Here is a 15,381-nt window from a genome sequence, read left to right as displayed (position 1 = left end):
GCAACATGCGCCCCTTCTGGATCGAACAGGCTCTCTTCAACGACGGTGACCTCGCGCCCGCACTGCAAGGCGCGCAGCGCGCCGACGTGTGCATCGTGGGCGGTGGCTTCACCGGGCTGTGGACCGCCATCCAGGCGAAGCAGCGCAACCCCGCGCTAGACATCGCCATCCTGGAGAGCGACCTCTGCGGCAGCGGGGCCAGCGGACGCAACGGCGGCTGCCTGCTGACCTGGTCGGCCAAGTTCTTCACGCTGCGACGGTTGTTCGGCGAGGCCGAGGCCATCCGCCTCGTCAAGGCCTCGGAAGCAGCCGTGCAGCACATCGCGGACTTCTGCAACGCGCAAGGCATCGATGCCGAGCTGCGGCAGGACGGCACGCTCTACACCGCCACCTCGCACGCCCAGGTCGGCACGCTCGACCCGGTGATGAAGGGGCTGGAAGACTGCGGCATTCATTCGTACCGCACGCTGCCGCCGCAGGAGGTGGCGCGGCGCTCCGGTTCGGCGCGCAACCTGGCGGGCGTGTACTCGCCCATCGCGGCCACGGTGCACCCCGGCAAGCTGGTGCGCGGCCTGCGGCGCGTGGCGCTGCGCATGGGGATCCGCACCTACGAGCGCAGCCCGATGATCGACTTCAGCGCGGGCCACCCGGCCCGGGTGCGCACGCCGGGCGGCACGCTCGAGGCGCCCAAGCTGGTGCTGGCCATGAACGCCTGGATGGCCAGCGCGCTGCCGCAGTTCGAGCGCAGCATCGCCATCGTGTCCAGCGACATGGTCATCACCGAGAAGTGCCCCGAGCTGCTGCGCGCCACGGGCCTGGTCGACGGCGTGTCGGTGCTCGACTCGCGCACCTTCGTGTACTACTACCGCACCACGGTCGATGGCCGCCTGATGCTGGGCAAGGGCGGCAACACCTTCGCCTGGGGCGGGCGCATCGCGCCGGTGTTCGACCAGCGCTCGCCGTACGAGGCAGAGCTGAAGCGCGCGCTGGACGACTTCTTTCCGTCGCTGCGCGACGTGCCGGTGACCGCGAGCTGGAACGGACCTTCGGACCGTTCGGTCACCGGGTTTCCGTTCTTCGGCCGGCTCGACGGCGCGCCGCACATCTACTACGGCTTCGGCTATTCGGGCAACGGCGTGGGGCCTACCTACATGGGCGGGCAGATCCTGTCCTCGCTGCTGCTCGACGAAGACAACGCGTGGACGCGCAGCCCGCTGCTGCAGGGACCGCTGGGGCTGTTTCCACCCGAGCCGATCCGCTACATCGGCTCGATCGTCGTGCGCGACGCCATCCGCCGCAAGGAGGCCGCGGAAGACCGCGACACGCGCCCGTGGATGGTCGATCGCCTGTTGAGCAAGTTCGCCAACGCGGCGGGCAAGGCCGACAAGGCCTGAGCCGCGGCTCAGCGCGCGCAGGCCGGCGGGGCAGGACGTTCCGATTCGATTGCGTCGAAGAAGGAAGAGATCAGCCGGCTCTCGCGCCGCTCGCGCAGGCAGCACACGTGGATGTGCGTGGAGACCACGTCGCCCTCGATGCGCACGGGCCGCAGGCGCGGATCGGGCACGTACTCGGACTGCGAGACCGTGCCGATGCCAAGTCCCCGGGCCACGGCCTCGCGCAGTGCCTCGCGGCTGCCGATTTCCATCGCGACCTGCACGCTCACGCCCTGCGCGAGGAGGGCGTCTTCCAGTGCCTTGCGCGTCGTGGAGCCGGGCTCGCGCATCAGCAGCGGTTGCCCGGACAGCTCCTTCAGCGCGATGGATTCGCGCTTCGCAAACGGGTGGGAGACATGCACGAACGCGATCACCGGGTACCGCGCATACAGCTGCATGTGGTAGCGCGCGTCGGGGAAGCGGCTTGCCACCACGCCGACGTCGCTCACGTACTTGTCGAGCGCGTCGAGCACCACTTCGGAATTGCCCAGCGTGACGGAGATCCGGATGCGCGGATGCACCGCGTGGTAGGCCTCGATCATCTCCGTGACGTGAAAGGGCCCGACCGCGCCTACCTTGAGCGACCCGCGGCGCAACTGGCCGCTGTCGTCCAGCAGCGAGCTCATGTCGCCTTCGAGCGCGATCATGCGCCGGGCCAGCGGAAGCATCTCCAGCCCCAGGGCTGACAGCTCCACGCGCCGGCCGCGGCGGTGGAACAGCTCGGCGCCGTACTCGCGCTCCATCATCTGGATCTGCGAGTTGAGCGTGCTGTGGCTCATGCCCAGCGTGCGCGCGGCGGCCGTGAAGCCGCCGTCGTGCGCGACCGCGATGAAGGCGCGAATCTGGTTGAGCGTCACTGCGGGGGTCTCCTGGGCTCTGGGGGTTCTGAAAGGCCGACATGATGCCGGCCGATCGTGATGCCCGTGTGTAAGCTGCCCGATCCGCCGGCCGATCCGCCGGCTATGTGCCTGCGACGCCCATGGCGGGGTCGCTCACGCCGTCCTGCCCCGTCTCCAGCCGGCCCGCGAAGCGCCGCTCGAAGCCGTCGGCCGTGGTCAGCGTGAAGTCGTACCAGCTGCGGGTGGCCGCCAGGCTCCACGTCGGCTCGACCTGCATGCCGGGCGACACCGTGTAGGTCCACGGACCGTCGTTGCGGTAGGCGTTGGACGTGACCGTCACCGTCGCGGGGGCGTCGCCCATGTTCATGACGGTGAGGTACACCGCGTTGCCGGCCGGGTCGTAGCACACGCGCACCTCGGGGTTCGGCCCGGTGGCGAGTGCGGCAAGGTCCCCCTTGAAGCGCCGGTGGTAGCCGTTGGGGCCCAGCACCCACAGGCTGTACTTGCCCGCGTTGTCCGCGACGGCCTTCCATGCGTCGGAAATCATCTTGCCGGCTTCCACGGTGAAGCGGCGCGGGTAGCGCGACAGGTTGAGTTCGTCGTACACATGGAACACCGCGCCCTGCGTGCCGGTGTTGCTGAAGGTGAGCCACACCTGGCCGTTGGCCAGGTCGACGTTGGCGCTGGTGTGCAGCCGGTAGGGCAGGGCGCGCGAAGGCCGCAGGGCCAGCGCCTGCGAAGGCAGCGGCACGGAGCCCGCCGCCGGCACGGGCACGCCGGGTGCGGCCACCTGCTGCGTCAACGTGGCGTCGGCCTGCGCCTTGGTCGGCGCGGTCGCCAGTGCGGGTTTGGCGCTGTTCGGGTTGCGGAAGTCGAAGCACGACATCAGGTCGCCGAACACGGTGCGCCGCCACGGGCTGATGTTGCTTTCGCGCACGCCGAAGCGCTGCTCCAGGAAGCGCAGCGTCGAGGTGTGGTCGAACACCTGCGAGTTGACCCAGCCGCCCACGCTCCAGGGCGAGATCACCAGCATCGGCAGGCGCACGCCGGCGCCGAAGGGCTTGCCGTCGGGCGTGCGCTGGCTCGAGTCGCCGCGCGGCGGCGGCATCGTGTAGTACTCGTTGGCGATGTCGGCCGTCGACTTGCCTTCGTAGCTTCCGTCGGCGTTGCGCCACGGCGGCGCCGGCGGCGGCATGTGGTCGAAGAAGCAGTCGTTCTCGTCGAAGTTGACGATCAGCACCGTCTTGCTCCAGACCTCCGGGTTGGCCGTGAGCATGTCGAGCAGCGTCTGCATGTACCAGGCGCCCTGGCCGGGCACCGACATGCTCGGGTGCTCGCTGTAGGGGCCCGGCGCGACGATCCAGCTCACCTGCGGCAGCGTGCCCGCCGCGATGTCGTCCGCCACGGCCTGCAGGTAGCCGCCGTCGGGCATGGTGTTGCCGAAACCCTTGTACAGGGGCGACTGCGCTTCCATCGCGGGGCTGTAGGCCGCGTTCGGCGAGCCCTGCGCGCGCAGCTGCTCGTCGGCCGCGCGGTACGAGGCGAAGGCGACGAGCTGGTTGTTGTTGCTGTTGTTGCCCGGCCGGTTGTAGACCTTCCAGCGCACGCCCGCGGCCTGCAGGCGCTCGGGGTAGGTGGTCCATGGGAGGCCGTCGGTGGAGGGGCCGAGGCCGCCCCAGTTGGCGTTGGTCACGCAGGCTTGGCCGGCCACGTTCGCGCCGTTGGTGCCGCTCCACATGAACATGCGGTTGGTGAAGGTGCCGGTGTGGATGGAGGTGTGGTACGCGTCGCAGATCGTGAACGCGTTGGCCAGCGCCCAGTGGAACGGCAGGTCTGGCTGCTGCAGGTAGCCCATAGAGATCTTGGTGTTCTTGGCCTTCGGCCACGCCGCCATGCGCCCGCCGTCCCAGGCGGATTGCTGGTCACCCCAGTCGTGCGCGCCGCCCACGCGCAGGGCGTTGCCCTTGGTCGCATCGAGATAGAACGGCTGCACGGCGTCAGTGGCGCCCTGTTGCAGCCACACCGGGTTGCCCGAGGCCATCGGAATGGTGAAGCGGTCGCTGAAGCCCCGCACACCGGGCAGGGTGCCGTAGTAGTGGTCGAAGGAGCGGTTCTCCTGCATCAGGATGATGACGTGCTCGACGTCGTTGATCGTGCCCGTGGCGTTGTTGGCCGGGATGGCCAGCGCGCGCTGGATGGCGGGCGGGAAGGGGCCGAGCGCGGCGCTGGCCGCGGCGGCGCGCAGGAAGGTCCGGCGGTTGAAGGGGGTCATGGTTCTTCGAGGTCGACGATGTGAGGTGTGTGCCCGCGCGCGGTCAAGGAGCGCAGTTGAGCTTCGAGTTCGGCAGAGCCGGAGGTACGTCGGTGCCGTTGGCCGCGCAGCCGGGGCAGGGCGCGGCCCCGAGCGGAACCTGCGCGGGCGCCGTGCCGTCGCCGGTGGCAACGGCCGCTGCAGCGGTGGGAAGCATCGCGGGCATTTGCGCGCCACCCCCGCCACCACCGCCGCACGCGGCGACGAGCAGGCATGCGATGCTGGCGGCACCCGCGGCCTTCACGGCGCGCGGCAATCCGGGAAAGAAGCTGGATGTCATTGCGCTTGCCCCTCAGTTCGCCGACAACGTCGACAACGGCTTGTTCGACAGGAAGATCGACTGCAGCTCGGCGTCGCTCAGCACGCGGTTCCACATCGCCAAATCGCCGAAATGGTGCTGGTACGTCGGCGCCGTCGCGCACTTGCCGGCGAAGTACGGCGGCGTGACCGTGCCGTTGCACTTGTTCATCAGGAAGGTGCCGGTGCCGTCGTCGCCGATGCCCCATTGCGGGAGCGGCGAGAGCTTCGAGAGGTCCACCGCACCCGTCGACTTGCCCACGGCGACGCGGTTGGTGGTGCTCGTGACCGGGTCGAACACGACCATGTTCATGGTCTTGGCCACGCCGTCGACCGAGAAGGCGATGTACACCCAGCGGTTGACGGTGATCTGCGTGTACGGGCTGGTCGGTCCGTCCGCACGCACGCCACCGCCCGAGCCGATGTTGAACGCCACGCCGCACTGGTTGCCCGAACTGGCGAACAGGCCGACGGCGACGCCCGCATTGCCGCCGCTGACATAGCTCTTGTTGGAGATGATCGTCACGTTGTTCGTGGCGACGCACGAGGGCGTCTTGAACCAGAAGCCGAGCGTGAACTGCGGCGCCGCGCCCTTGGCGACGTCGAAGCCGTTGGCCGGCGTGAGCCTGTAGCCCTCGAAGCCGCTGGTGGTGACGAAGTTCGTGTCCACCAGCAAGCCCTGGGTACCGGTGAACGGCCCCGGCACGACCAGGCCGGCGGCGGCCGGAAGGTCGTTCGCGGCAGGTCCCATCGTGCTGTGCGCAAGGGCATCGACCGGCGGCAGCGTGGCGCTGAACGGGTAATAGGAGACCAGTCCGTTCGTCAGCGTCGCAGCCAGCGGCACCGGCGGCACGTAGGAAACAGGTGGCGAAAGAACGGCCCGCGCTGCGGCATCCGCACCGTCCCCGGCCTGCACCGTGTAGCTCAGTTGGTAGGTGCCCTTGGCGCTCAGCACCTGCGAGAGCTGGTTGTCGGTGTAGGTGCTGGTGCCGGCCGGCAGCTTCGATGCGACGACCAGGCCGTCGCGCAGCACCGTGACGGCGCCTGCAGCGGGCGCCGTCCATTTCAGCACCACGCTCGCGGCGGCGGTGTTGTTGTCGGCCACGGTGGCGGTCAACTGCGACACCGGTTGCATGCCGACCAGCTGGGCGCCGTCCATCGCGTAGCCAGCGGCGTCGGGCAGCGCGCCCAGGTGACCGAGCACGGTCGGCGCCACGTCGGCGATGCTGGCATAGGCGTACAGGTCGGCGAGCTTCGCCGGCACCGTGGCGCCGACGCCTTGCGTGGCAATGTTGGCCGGCTGGTTCAGACCGATGAAGGTGCTCGACTCGGGCACCAGCGGCAGGCCGTCGTCCTGGCTGTTGGCGCTGAGCCCGTGGTTGCCGGTCACCACGATCAGCCAGCGGCGGTCCGGGCGCCTGGCCGTGGCGTCGACGAGGGTGCCGACCGCCTTGTCCAGCTGGGCCAGCGCGCCCGCGTACTGCGCGGCGCCCAGGCCGAAGTCGAGCGCGGCGTCCTTGGCCGCGCGGTACTGCGCGAGCACCGTGGCGTAGTCGCCGCCGATCAGTTGCGCGGCCTGCGTGGTCACGCAGTCGGTGGCGTTCGTGCCGCCGGAGCAATCGGCGAGCGCGTCGAGGGCGCCGCTGTCGCGGTCCGATGACAGCAACTGCGCCAGCCCGGCGGAGGCCACGGCCGCGCCGTTGAGCCCCGTCTTCTTCGCCTTGCCCATCTGGAACACCGTGGCAGTGCGCAGCGCCTGCTTCGGTGCCTCGGACATCACCTGGTGGCGGCTTGCCCAGGTGCCGGTCAGCAGCGTGGCCCAGCCGGGCGTGTCCAGCGTGGGTTGCTGGCTGGGCGTGCCGGCCATGCCGCCGGCGTAGGCCAACCGGATCTCCAGCTTCGCGAGGTTCGGCAGCGTGCCGGCGGCGATGCCGGCTTGCACCGCGCCGTAGGTCGCGCCGTCGAGGTCGACGACCAGCGTGCGCGGGGTGCCCGCGGCCACGGGCGTCTCGGGCGCAGCGCCCGCGGGCGGCGTGGTTGCCGCGGCGGGCGGCAAGGCCCCGGCCGCGCCGCCGGAGCTGCCACCGCCGCAGGCGCTCAACGTGGCTGCCGCGGCCGCGAGCACGGCGGTGATGGCCAGGCCACGCGCTTGCGAGGCCATGCCTCGAAGGAATCTGAAGGGGGGTCGCTCGACTGACATGTTTCGACTGCCTCTGATGTGGGGGTGGTCGAATTACAGAAGAGCAGGGTGACGTGCCAGAGACGAAAGCCCACGGGTATTTCGATGCTCCTGTCGGCTTTTTCGTCAGGAGGGCGCGCCGCGCATTGCGCAGGCTCGGAGCATCGCGCCGCTGCGGGCATGGCGGGCGCGGCGGATACCGGCGGTCAGTGCGCGTCGAGCTCCAGCCGCTCCAGGTCGGCCAGCATGGTCGGGCCGCTCGGCTCCCAGCCCAGCTGCCGGCGTGTCCGGGTGCTCACCGCCGCCATGTCGTGGTTCGCGAACATGGCGAGCCAGCCGAAGGTGGCGCCAGCCTCTTCGGCGGCGATGGACGCCGTCGGCAGACCCAGTCGGCGGCCCAGCGTTTCGGCGATGTCGCGAAACGCCACGCCCGTCTCCGCCACCGCGTGGTACTTCGCCCCGGGCTCGGCCCGCTCGAGCGCCAGCCGGTACAGGCGAGCCACGTCCAGGATGTGCGCCGCGGGCCAGCGGATGCTGCCGTCCCCGGTATAGGCGCACACGCCCTTGTCGCGGTAGGCCTCGATCACGTACGTGATGAGCCCCTGCCGGCGCGTGTCGTGCACCTGCGGCAGGCGCACGACGGACACGTTGATGCCGTGCGTGGCCAGGGCCGCGGCGGCTTCTTCGGATGCGGCGCGCGGGTTGGCCTGCGAGCTGACCGTCGCGCCGTCCTCGGTCGCCGGCTGGTCGGGCGCGGTGTTGGCGATCGCCGTGCCGGAGGTGACGAGCAAGGGGCGTTTCGAGCCCGACAGGGCTGCGCCGAGCGTGCCGATGATGCGCCGGTCGTCCTCGCAGTTCGCCGCGAACTTCGAGAAGTCGTGGTTGAACGCGAGGTGGATGACGCCGTCCGAACGGGCCACGCCCTGCCTGAGGATCTCCGGGTCGTCGATCGATCCGCTGAGCACCTCGGCCCCGGCGGCCGCCAGTGCGGCGGCCTTCTCCTGCGAGCGGCAGAGGCCCAGCACGCCGTGCCCCGCCGCGATCAATTCCTTCACCACCGCCGAGCCGATGAAGCCGGTGGCACCTGTGACAAATACCTGCATGGAACAGTCTCCAAAACGTCGATGCACGGACTGTCTGCGCTGCGCTCATCCCGGTAAAGTAGTGAGCGCATCATGGTATGAAAACCAACAGGATGGACAAGCGCGTGGTGCCCTGCTTCGGCGCCGCCTTGTCGATCAAGCCACGGGTTCAAACTCGCGCGCGACGTTCGCTCGCCAGCTGGAAAATGCAATCTCCCCGCCGAACCATCGCGATCGCCCGCTTGCAGATGACCTCGCCGTTGCCGGGGAAGTACACCGTCTCCGGCTCGCGCTTCGGGCTCGCCGGGAAATGCACCAGAGCGGCCGGCTGGCCCTTCTTGACAACCGCACCCAGCTCGACGAGCGGTTCGTGGACACCCTCGTCCATTGCATAGACATAGTGCAGCGCGCGGTCGATGTGCATGAGCCGCGGCACGGCCGGTGGCCTGGGCGGCACGATGGCGCCCTGCAGCACGCCGATGAAGCCCAGCAGGTGGAGCAGGCCCTGCCTGCCTTGCGCGACCAGCGATGCATCCACCGCGCCGCCGCCGCCGAGTTCGGTCAGGAAGCAGATCGCGCCCTGACGCCGCGCCGCCGCCGTCACATTGACCGCGTTCGGCTGGTACAGAAACGCCCGTGGCAAGCCGAAGGCGTTGAGCAGGCCGGTGACGCGCGTCTCTTCTTCGGCATCGCGCGGCTCCAGTCCCATCATGTTGGCGCCGTCGTACATGAGCGAGGAGCCGCCCGAGTGCAGGTCGACCATGTACTGGGCCCGCGAGAGCAGGGTGTGCTCGATGTAGTGCGCAATGACCTGCGAGGGCGTTCCCTGCGGGTCGCCGGGGTACAGCCGGTTGAGGTTGCCGTCGTCGAGCGGCGAGGTGCGAAGCCCCGCCTCGGCCGCCGGCGCGTTCGCCATCGGCAGCAGGATCAGCTGGCCCTGCACCATGTCCGCGTCGATCTCGCGGATCAGCCGCGACACGATGATCTGCCCTTCGTACTCGTCGCCGTGCGTGCCCGCGCTCACGATCACCACGGGGCCTTCGCCGCGGCGGATCGAGGCGATGGGGATCGGCAGCCAGCCGTAGGCCGAGCGGTGCACCGAATGCGGCAGCCGCAAGAAGCCGATGTGCTTGCCCTCGGCATCGAGATCGATGTCGCAGCGAATGGGGTTGGGAGCGCTCATTTCCAGGCCGTGCCTTTCTTCATGTTGCCGACCATGTCGTAGCCCGGCGCGACATGCTCGTTCGCGAGCTTCTGCAGCGTGCCGTCGGCCGCCATGTCGTTGATGGCCTTGTTCATGGCCTCGAGCAGCGCGGGAGAATTCCTGGGCACGACCGCGGCGCCCAGCGAATACACGACCGGCTCGCCGACCGACTTGATCGGCAGGTTGTTCACTGTCTTCATCTTGTAGCCGTTGAAGTACGAGTCGACGATGGCATCGATGCGTCCGTTGACCAGGTCGTTGAACACGAAGCCGCCGCCGTCGTAGGCCTTGATGTCGGAGGCCGGCAGGTTGCGCCTTGCCCACATCTCGTTCGTGGTGCCGGCACTCACGCCCACCCTTTTGTCCTTCAGGGAGGCGGGGTCCACGATGTCGGTGTTTTTCGCGTGCACCCAGATGCGGAAATCCTGCACGGTGTAGGGCACGGTGAAGTCGACCACCTTCGCGCGCTCCTCGGTGCGCGCCAGGCTGTTGACGACCACGTCGTACTTCTTGGCGTTCACGCCGTCGATGAAGTGCTTGAACTTGTCCGCGACGAACTCGACCTTGGCCACACCCAGCCGGCGGAAAATCTCGCGCGCCACGGCCACGTCGTAGCCGGCGGGCTGGTTGTCGGCGCCCACGTAGCTCCACGGCGGGCTCTCCTGCGTGTTCGCGACGAACACCACGCCCTTCTTCTGAAGGCGTGCCAGCGATTCATCGGCCTGGGCCGCGGCCAGGGTCCAACCGCCCGCTGCCAGCGAAAGCAGCGCGAGGCCGAAGATGCGTCGAGCCCGCTTCATTGCTTTTCCTCTTGCGCGATCTGCGCCGACATCTGGTAGCTCACCCCGAGCAGCCGGTTCGAAAGCCTGTCGATCGTGCCGTCGGCGCGCATCTCCCGGATCGCCTTGCTCACCGCTTCGCGCAGCGCGGGCTGGTTCTTCGGCATCGCCGCGGCCGAGAGCTGGTACGTCAGGATCGGGCCGACCTCCTTGATCGGCAGCTTGTTCACGCTCGCGTAGCGCATGCCGCCGAAGTGGGAGCTGATGAGCGCGTCGATGCGGCCGATGGCGATGTCGTTGAAGACCAGCCCGCCGTTGTCGTAAGTCACGATCTCCGAGCCAGGCAGATTCGCACGCGACCAGGATTCGTTGCTGGTGCCCGCGGTGACGCCGACGCGCTTGCCCTTGAGGTTCGGGCGGTCCTTGATGTCTGTGTTGGACGTGCGCACGAAGATGCGAAAGTCTTCCAGGCCGTAGGCGACGCTGAAGTCGACCTGCTTCTCGCGCTCGGGCGTGGGAGTCAGGTCGTTCATCACGAGTTCGTACTTGCCGGCCTTCAATCCTTCGACGAAATTCTTGAAGAGATCGGCTACGAACTCCACCCGAGCGACGCCGATGCGCCTGGCCACTTCCTTGGCCACCTCGACGTCGTAGCCTGCCGGCTGGTTCTTGTCGTCGAGCATGCTCCACGGCGGGCTGGCCTGCGTGTTGGCCACGCGGATCACGCCGCTGGCGCGCGCGTTCGCAAGAAGATCGGCCTGCTGTGCGCAGGCGTCGGGAGCAAGCAGTGCGCCGAAGGCCGACATGGCGAACAGGCTGCAGATCAGGTGGCGTCTGGATGGAACTCGGTTCATGGCGCTTGTGCAGGTTGGAGGTCGATGAAAGCGCGATCTTGTCGCGCGTCATGGCCTTGCCACAATCCGGCGCCGGTAGTTGCTCAATAAGCGCAGCTTATGCACCAATCAGGGAAACTACTATCCCCGTTTAGGTGCCTTCCTCGGAACCGAGACGGCCGCGCCACCCACGGCCTCCCGCACGCGCTTGAGGTCTGCGTCGAGCTGGATGCGCATCACGCGCAGCAGTTCCTTCGCGTTGTCGGACAGCGGCACGCCCGGCCTGAAGACGAGCAGCGACGTCGATGGAATGTCGAACGTCATCGGCTTGAGCAGCAACCCGCGCGAGACATAGTCGAGCGCCATCACCGGGTGGGCCATGCCCATGCCGACGCCTTGCAGCGCGAACTCGCACACCGAGTTGGAGTAGGGCGTCTCGATCACCGGCCGCAAGCTCCTGCCCTCGGCCGCCAGCGCCTCGTCGAGCGCGCGCCGCCCGACATCTTCCGGATTGAGCGCGATGAACGGGTGGCTTGCCAGGTCGTTCGCGTCGAGTATCTTCTTTCGCGCCAGCGGGTGCTTCGCGTTCATGACGATCACGCCGTACACGGCCGCGAAGGGGGAGTGCTCGAGGCCGGTGACCGACAGTTCCTCGGCCATCAAGCCGAAATCGAGCTGGCCGGCGGACACCTGCTGGTACACCTCGCGCGAGCTCATGACCTGGAACGACAACTGGATCTGTCGCTGCTCGAGCCCGAACGCCGCAATGGCCCGCGGCATGAAGCCGGTGCCCAGCGCAGGCAGCGAGCCGATGGCCAGGCGCCCGAGGCCGAAAGACTTGAGGCTGCGAATGCGGTGCTCGATCATCTCGAGGCCCGTGAAATAGCGGTCGACCTCGACCATCAGCGCCACCGCCTCCTGCGTCGGCACCAGGCGCCCGCGCACCCGCTCGAACAGGCGCAACTCGCAGGCCAGTTCGAACTTGCGCAGCGACTGGCTCACCGCCGGCTGCGACACGCCCAGCAGGTTCGCGGCCTGGCTGGTGGTGCCGGCGCGCATCACGGCGCGAAAGACCTCGATGTCGCGCTTTTCCATCCATAACCTCCGCTTATTGAGCGAGTCATCCACGCTGTTGAGTTGACAGGACGCCTGACAAATACTTCAACGCATCGCCAAGACAACCTAACCTGGACGAATAGCATAAATGCAATCAATTGCCTCAACTAATGACCAGTTCGAGAGCCTGTCACCCCCCGTGATGCGTGGATCGACCGTCGTCTTCAAGACCTTCGACGACTTCGTGCAACGCAAGAGCCGGCAGCCCGACGGCTTCAGCTACGGCATCACCGGCACGCCGACGGCGCGGGGCCTGGAGAAGAAGATCGCGGCGCTCGAAGGCGGCCGTCACTGCGTCGTCACGCCCTCGGGCCAGTCCGCGCTGATGACCACGGTGATGGCCTTCCTGCGCGGCGGCGATCACCTGCTGGTGTCGGCCGCCTGCTACGGCGCGCTCAAGACCTTCGCGCAGAAGTGGCTGGCCGGCATGAACGTCGAGGTGGAGTTCTATCCGGCGGCCATCGGCGCGGAGATCGAATCGCTGATCCGGCCGAACACCCGGATGATCTGCATGGAGTCGCCCGGCACCGTGACCATGGAGATGCAGGACACGCCCGCCATCGCGGCGGTGGCACGCCGGCGCGGCGTGCTCACGATGATGGACAACACCTGGGCCAGCCCGCTCGGCTTCCGGCCGCTGGAGCACGGCGTGGACTTCAGCATCGAGGCCGCCACCAAGTTCTTCGGCGGCCACTCCGACCTGCTGATGGGCAGCATCAGCATGAACGACCATGCGCACTACGAGGTGCTGCGCGAGACGCAGAGCATCCTGGGCCAGCAGGTGAGCCCGGACGATTGCTTCCTGGTGCTGCGCGGCCTGGAGACCCTCAAGCTGCGGCTCGAAGCCCAGAGTGCGTCGACGCTGCGCGTGGCGCGGTGGCTGGCAGATCAACCCGAGGTCGAGCGCCTGCTGTACCCGCCGCTGGAGTCGGACCCGGGCCACGCGCTGTGGAAGCGCGACTTCCGCACCAACGGCTGCCTGTTCTCGCTGGTGCTCAAGCCGGGGCCCGAGCGTGCCTTCCATGGCTTCTTCGATTCGCTCAGGCAGTTCGTCATCGGCGCGAGCTGGGGCGGCGTGCACAGCCTGGCGGCCTACTACCCCGCTGCGTTGCAGGCCGAGCGCATTTTCCCTGCCACCGACCAGCCGGTGATTCGCCTGTCGATCGGGCTGGAAGCGACCGACGACCTGATCGCCGACCTGAAGGCCGGCCTGGCGGGCTACAGCGCGTTGATGCCCACGCGCTGAGGAGACCACGATGCTCGATCTGTTCTTGAGGGCGCTGCCCTTGCTCGAGAAGGCGGTGCTGGTCACGCTCGGCCTGGGGTTTTCGGCGTTCTTTTTCGGCAGCGTGCTGGGGCTGCTGGTGGCGCTGGCGCGGATCTCGCCGTTTCGGCCGTTGCGCTGGTTCGCCTTTTCTTACGTGTCGGTCTTTCGCGGCACGCCGCTCCTGATACAGATCCTGCTGATCTATTTCGGCCTGCCGAGCTACGGCATCGTGATCTCGCCGATTCCCTCGGCGCTGCTCGCGCTGAGCCTGTTCGCCGCCGCCTACCTGAGCGAGAACTTCCGCTCCGGCATCATGGCTGTGGACAAGGGCCAGTGGGAGGCCGCCTGGGCCATGGGCATGGGCTACTGGAAGACGCTGTTTCGCATCGTGCTGCCGCAGGCCTTCCGCATCGCGCTGCCCCCGGTGGGCAGCCGGCTCATCGGGCTGATGAAGGACACGTCGCTCGCGTCGACCGTCACGGTGGTTGAGCTCACCCGCGTGGCCGAGCAGATGGGCGCCACGACGTTCCGCTACATGGAGATGTTCCTCATCGTCGGTGCCATCTACTGGTTCATCAACCAGGTGCTCACCATCCTGCAGACCTGGCTCGAAAGCCACCTCTCGAAGCGCTACGCATGACCGAATCCCATATTCCTCCAGTGCACGTCGCGGGCCTGGCCAAGAGCTTCGGCGCGAACCACGTGCTCCGGCAGATCGACCTCACGGTGGCGCGCGGCGAGGTCGTGGTCATCATGGGCCCTTCGGGCTCGGGCAAGACCACGCTGATCCGCTCGCTCAACTTCCTGGAGATGCCCGACCGCGGAACGGTCCGCATGTGCGGCATCGAGATCGCCGATGCGGGGCCGAAGCCTTCGAGCGACACACGCCGCAAGATGCGCGACATCCGCAAGAAGACCGCCATGGTGTTCCAGTCGTTCAACCTCTTCGCGCACATGACGGCCGTGGAGAACGTGATCGAGGGCATGGTGTCGGTGCAGGGCATCCGCAAGGCGGTGGCCCTGCCGCGCGGACGCGAGCTGCTGGCCCAGGTAGGCCTGCTGGAGAAGGCTGATGAATACCCGGGCCGCCTCTCGGGTGGGCAGAAGCAGCGCGTGGCCATCGCACGCGCGCTTGCCATGAACCCCGAGGTCATTCTTTTCGATGAGCCGACCTCCGCGCTGGACCCCGAACTGCGCGGCGAAGTGCTCAAGGTGATGCGCGACCTTGCCGACAAGGGCATGACCATGCTGGTCGTCACCCACGAGACGCGCTTCGCGAAAGACGTCGCCGACCGCATCGTGTTCATGGAAGGCGGCGTGATCGTGGAGGACGCGTCGCCCGATCACTTCTTCGGGCCGACCGCGAGTCAGCGCGCGAAGGATTTCCTGGGCCTCATTCGGGACTGAGCGCGGTGGACGTGCTGCTTCCACTTCCAGGCCCTTTAGCCGAGCGCGCGCCTGCCGCCTCGAGCATGGCTTTTTTCAACGGGCTGTAGAGCTTGCCGTCGTGCTGTCGACGGCGAGGAAATACGGCTTCACGAATTCGAGGCATCACCAATGAAGCCTTGCGGGAAAGCGGGGCCTGCGACCACGCGGGGCCTGCGCTCGACCTGAGCCATTCTCATTGGGCCTTCCGTCTAGGACGGCCTTGGTTCTGAAGTCGGGTTCGGTCCCGTGCGAAGCCCGAAGTGGCGGGCGCGACCGGCAGCGTTTCAAGGTCTCGTTTTCGACAATTAGGGTTTTTGAGGCGTTTTCACCTACATTTGCAACAAGCTGAAACAACTAGGGTCGGCTCCGAGATGCTGCTTATTGACGGTCTATGCCGTTTTCATGAGCACCGTGTTCGTACCTCGATTCTCATTTCGAGCGGCATCTCACCTTCTATCGCACACCGTCCCTAGTCGATGTGCATGACCGGAAGTGCAAGGGCAGCGTGATGCGCAATATTCAGACTGGCAGCGGACGCGTCTTCTCCGCAACGATTGAAGGGGCACGTCCGACCCTGCAAGACACGATGGTGGCCACCAGTGTTTATGTGGGG

Annotated in this window: 13 protein-coding genes; 4 read left to right on the top strand and 9 right to left on the bottom strand. The window is 67.6% G+C overall.

Going from position 1 to position 15,381, the window contains the following annotated elements; all coding sequences use genetic code 11:
- The first annotated feature begins 5 nt into the window (after positions 1 to 5).
- Complete coding sequence (locus tag AC1DJH_RS24265; RefSeq protein ID WP_478187423.1) at positions 6 to 1,394, top strand: FAD-dependent oxidoreductase; 1,389 nt, start codon at positions 6 to 8, stop codon at positions 1,392 to 1,394.
- An 8-nt stretch (positions 1,395 to 1,402) separates the two neighbouring features.
- On the opposite strand, the gene AC1DJH_RS24260 is transcribed toward AC1DJH_RS24265, so the two are convergent.
- From AC1DJH_RS24260 to AC1DJH_RS24220, 9 genes are all read right to left on the bottom strand, one after another.
- Positions 1,403 to 2,290: a LysR substrate-binding domain-containing protein gene (locus AC1DJH_RS24260; protein ID WP_478187422.1), complete on the bottom strand. Its 888-nt coding sequence runs from the start codon at positions 2,288 to 2,290 to the stop codon at positions 1,403 to 1,405.
- Positions 2,291 to 2,393: 103 nt separating this feature from the next.
- A complete protein-coding gene (locus AC1DJH_RS24255; RefSeq protein ID WP_478187421.1) occupies positions 2,394 to 4,544 on the bottom strand; it encodes a phosphocholine-specific phospholipase C in 2,151 nt (716 codons plus the stop codon).
- A gap of 43 nt (positions 4,545 to 4,587) precedes the next feature.
- The gene (locus tag AC1DJH_RS24250; protein ID WP_478187420.1) at positions 4,588 to 4,863 is read right to left on the bottom strand and encodes a hypothetical protein; all 276 of its coding nucleotides are present in this window, start codon (positions 4,861 to 4,863) and stop codon (positions 4,588 to 4,590) included.
- Positions 4,864 to 4,875: 12 nt separating this feature from the next.
- Positions 4,876 to 7,041, bottom strand: a complete 2,166-nt coding sequence (locus tag AC1DJH_RS24245) for a hypothetical protein (protein ID WP_478187419.1) — start codon at positions 7,039 to 7,041, stop codon at positions 4,876 to 4,878.
- A 224-nt stretch (positions 7,042 to 7,265) separates the two neighbouring features.
- A complete protein-coding gene (locus tag AC1DJH_RS24240; protein WP_478187418.1) occupies positions 7,266 to 8,162 on the bottom strand; it encodes an SDR family oxidoreductase in 897 nt (298 codons plus the stop codon).
- 148 nt (positions 8,163 to 8,310) lie between these two features.
- A complete protein-coding gene (locus AC1DJH_RS24235) occupies positions 8,311 to 9,324 on the bottom strand; it encodes a succinylglutamate desuccinylase/aspartoacylase family protein (RefSeq protein WP_478187417.1) in 1,014 nt (337 codons plus the stop codon).
- The gene (locus AC1DJH_RS24230) at positions 9,321 to 10,145 is read right to left on the bottom strand and encodes a transporter substrate-binding domain-containing protein (protein ID WP_478187416.1); all 825 of its coding nucleotides are present in this window, start codon (positions 10,143 to 10,145) and stop codon (positions 9,321 to 9,323) included. Before AC1DJH_RS24230 ends, AC1DJH_RS24235 begins: the two co-directional genes overlap by 4 nt.
- Positions 10,142 to 10,978 carry a transporter substrate-binding domain-containing protein gene (locus tag AC1DJH_RS24225; RefSeq protein WP_478187415.1) on the bottom strand — a complete coding sequence of 279 codons (837 nt, stop codon included), beginning with the start codon at positions 10,976 to 10,978 and terminating at the stop codon, positions 10,142 to 10,144. Before AC1DJH_RS24225 ends, AC1DJH_RS24230 begins: the two co-directional genes overlap by 4 nt.
- Before the next feature lie 120 nt (positions 10,979 to 11,098).
- Positions 11,099 to 12,052: a LysR substrate-binding domain-containing protein gene (locus AC1DJH_RS24220; protein ID WP_472123419.1), complete on the bottom strand. Its 954-nt coding sequence runs from the start codon at positions 12,050 to 12,052 to the stop codon at positions 11,099 to 11,101.
- A 109-nt stretch (positions 12,053 to 12,161) separates the two neighbouring features.
- Here AC1DJH_RS24220 and metC point away from each other — a divergent pair, with 109 nt between their 5' ends.
- Genes metC through AC1DJH_RS24205 form a run of 3 tightly spaced genes read left to right on the top strand, consistent with a single transcriptional unit; the run spans position 12,162 to position 14,747 of the window.
- Positions 12,162 to 13,319 carry a cystathionine beta-lyase gene (gene metC, locus AC1DJH_RS24215; protein WP_478187414.1) on the top strand — a complete coding sequence of 386 codons (1,158 nt, stop codon included), beginning with the start codon at positions 12,162 to 12,164 and terminating at the stop codon, positions 13,317 to 13,319.
- A 10-nt stretch (positions 13,320 to 13,329) separates the two neighbouring features.
- The gene (locus AC1DJH_RS24210) at positions 13,330 to 13,980 is read left to right on the top strand and encodes an amino acid ABC transporter permease (protein WP_472123425.1); all 651 of its coding nucleotides are present in this window, start codon (positions 13,330 to 13,332) and stop codon (positions 13,978 to 13,980) included.
- A complete protein-coding gene (locus AC1DJH_RS24205) occupies positions 13,977 to 14,747 on the top strand; it encodes an amino acid ABC transporter ATP-binding protein (RefSeq protein WP_478187413.1) in 771 nt (256 codons plus the stop codon). Before AC1DJH_RS24210 ends, AC1DJH_RS24205 begins: the two co-directional genes overlap by 4 nt.
- Positions 14,748 to 15,381: the final 634 nt, after the last annotated feature.

It is taken from the genome of Variovorax sp. 10N412, assembly GCF_056394985.1.
Note: the sequence above shows the minus strand (reverse complement) of the source record. Positions and strands in the feature narration are given on the sequence as shown.

What these genes read in the sequence shown, in the direction of transcription:
- AC1DJH_RS24225 (WP_478187415.1), bottom strand. Translation starts at nt 10,978, where the DNA reads ATGAACCGAGTTCCATCCAGACGCCACCTGATCTGCAGCCTGTTCGCC.
- AC1DJH_RS24205 (WP_478187413.1), top strand. Translation starts at nt 13,977, where the DNA reads ATGACCGAATCCCATATTCCTCCAGTGCACGTCGCGGGCCTGGCCAAG.
- AC1DJH_RS24230 (WP_478187416.1), bottom strand. Translation starts at nt 10,145, where the DNA reads ATGAAGCGGGCTCGACGCATCTTCGGCCTCGCGCTGCTTTCGCTGGCA.
- AC1DJH_RS24235 (WP_478187417.1), bottom strand. Translation starts at nt 9,324, where the DNA reads ATGAGCGCTCCCAACCCCATTCGCTGCGACATCGATCTCGATGCCGAG.
- AC1DJH_RS24265 (WP_478187423.1), top strand. Translation starts at nt 6, where the DNA reads ATGCGCCCCTTCTGGATCGAACAGGCTCTCTTCAACGACGGTGACCTC.
- AC1DJH_RS24220 (WP_472123419.1), bottom strand. Translation starts at nt 12,052, where the DNA reads ATGGAAAAGCGCGACATCGAGGTCTTTCGCGCCGTGATGCGCGCCGGC.
- AC1DJH_RS24255 (WP_478187421.1), bottom strand. Translation starts at nt 4,544, where the DNA reads ATGACCCCCTTCAACCGCCGGACCTTCCTGCGCGCCGCCGCGGCCAGC.
- metC (WP_478187414.1), top strand. Translation starts at nt 12,162, where the DNA reads ATGCAATCAATTGCCTCAACTAATGACCAGTTCGAGAGCCTGTCACCC.
- AC1DJH_RS24210 (WP_472123425.1), top strand. Translation starts at nt 13,330, where the DNA reads ATGCTCGATCTGTTCTTGAGGGCGCTGCCCTTGCTCGAGAAGGCGGTG.
- AC1DJH_RS24250 (WP_478187420.1), bottom strand. Translation starts at nt 4,863, where the DNA reads ATGACATCCAGCTTCTTTCCCGGATTGCCGCGCGCCGTGAAGGCCGCG.
- AC1DJH_RS24240 (WP_478187418.1), bottom strand. Translation starts at nt 8,162, where the DNA reads ATGCAGGTATTTGTCACAGGTGCCACCGGCTTCATCGGCTCGGCGGTG.
- AC1DJH_RS24245 (WP_478187419.1), bottom strand. Translation starts at nt 7,041, where the DNA reads ATGGCCTCGCAAGCGCGTGGCCTGGCCATCACCGCCGTGCTCGCGGCC.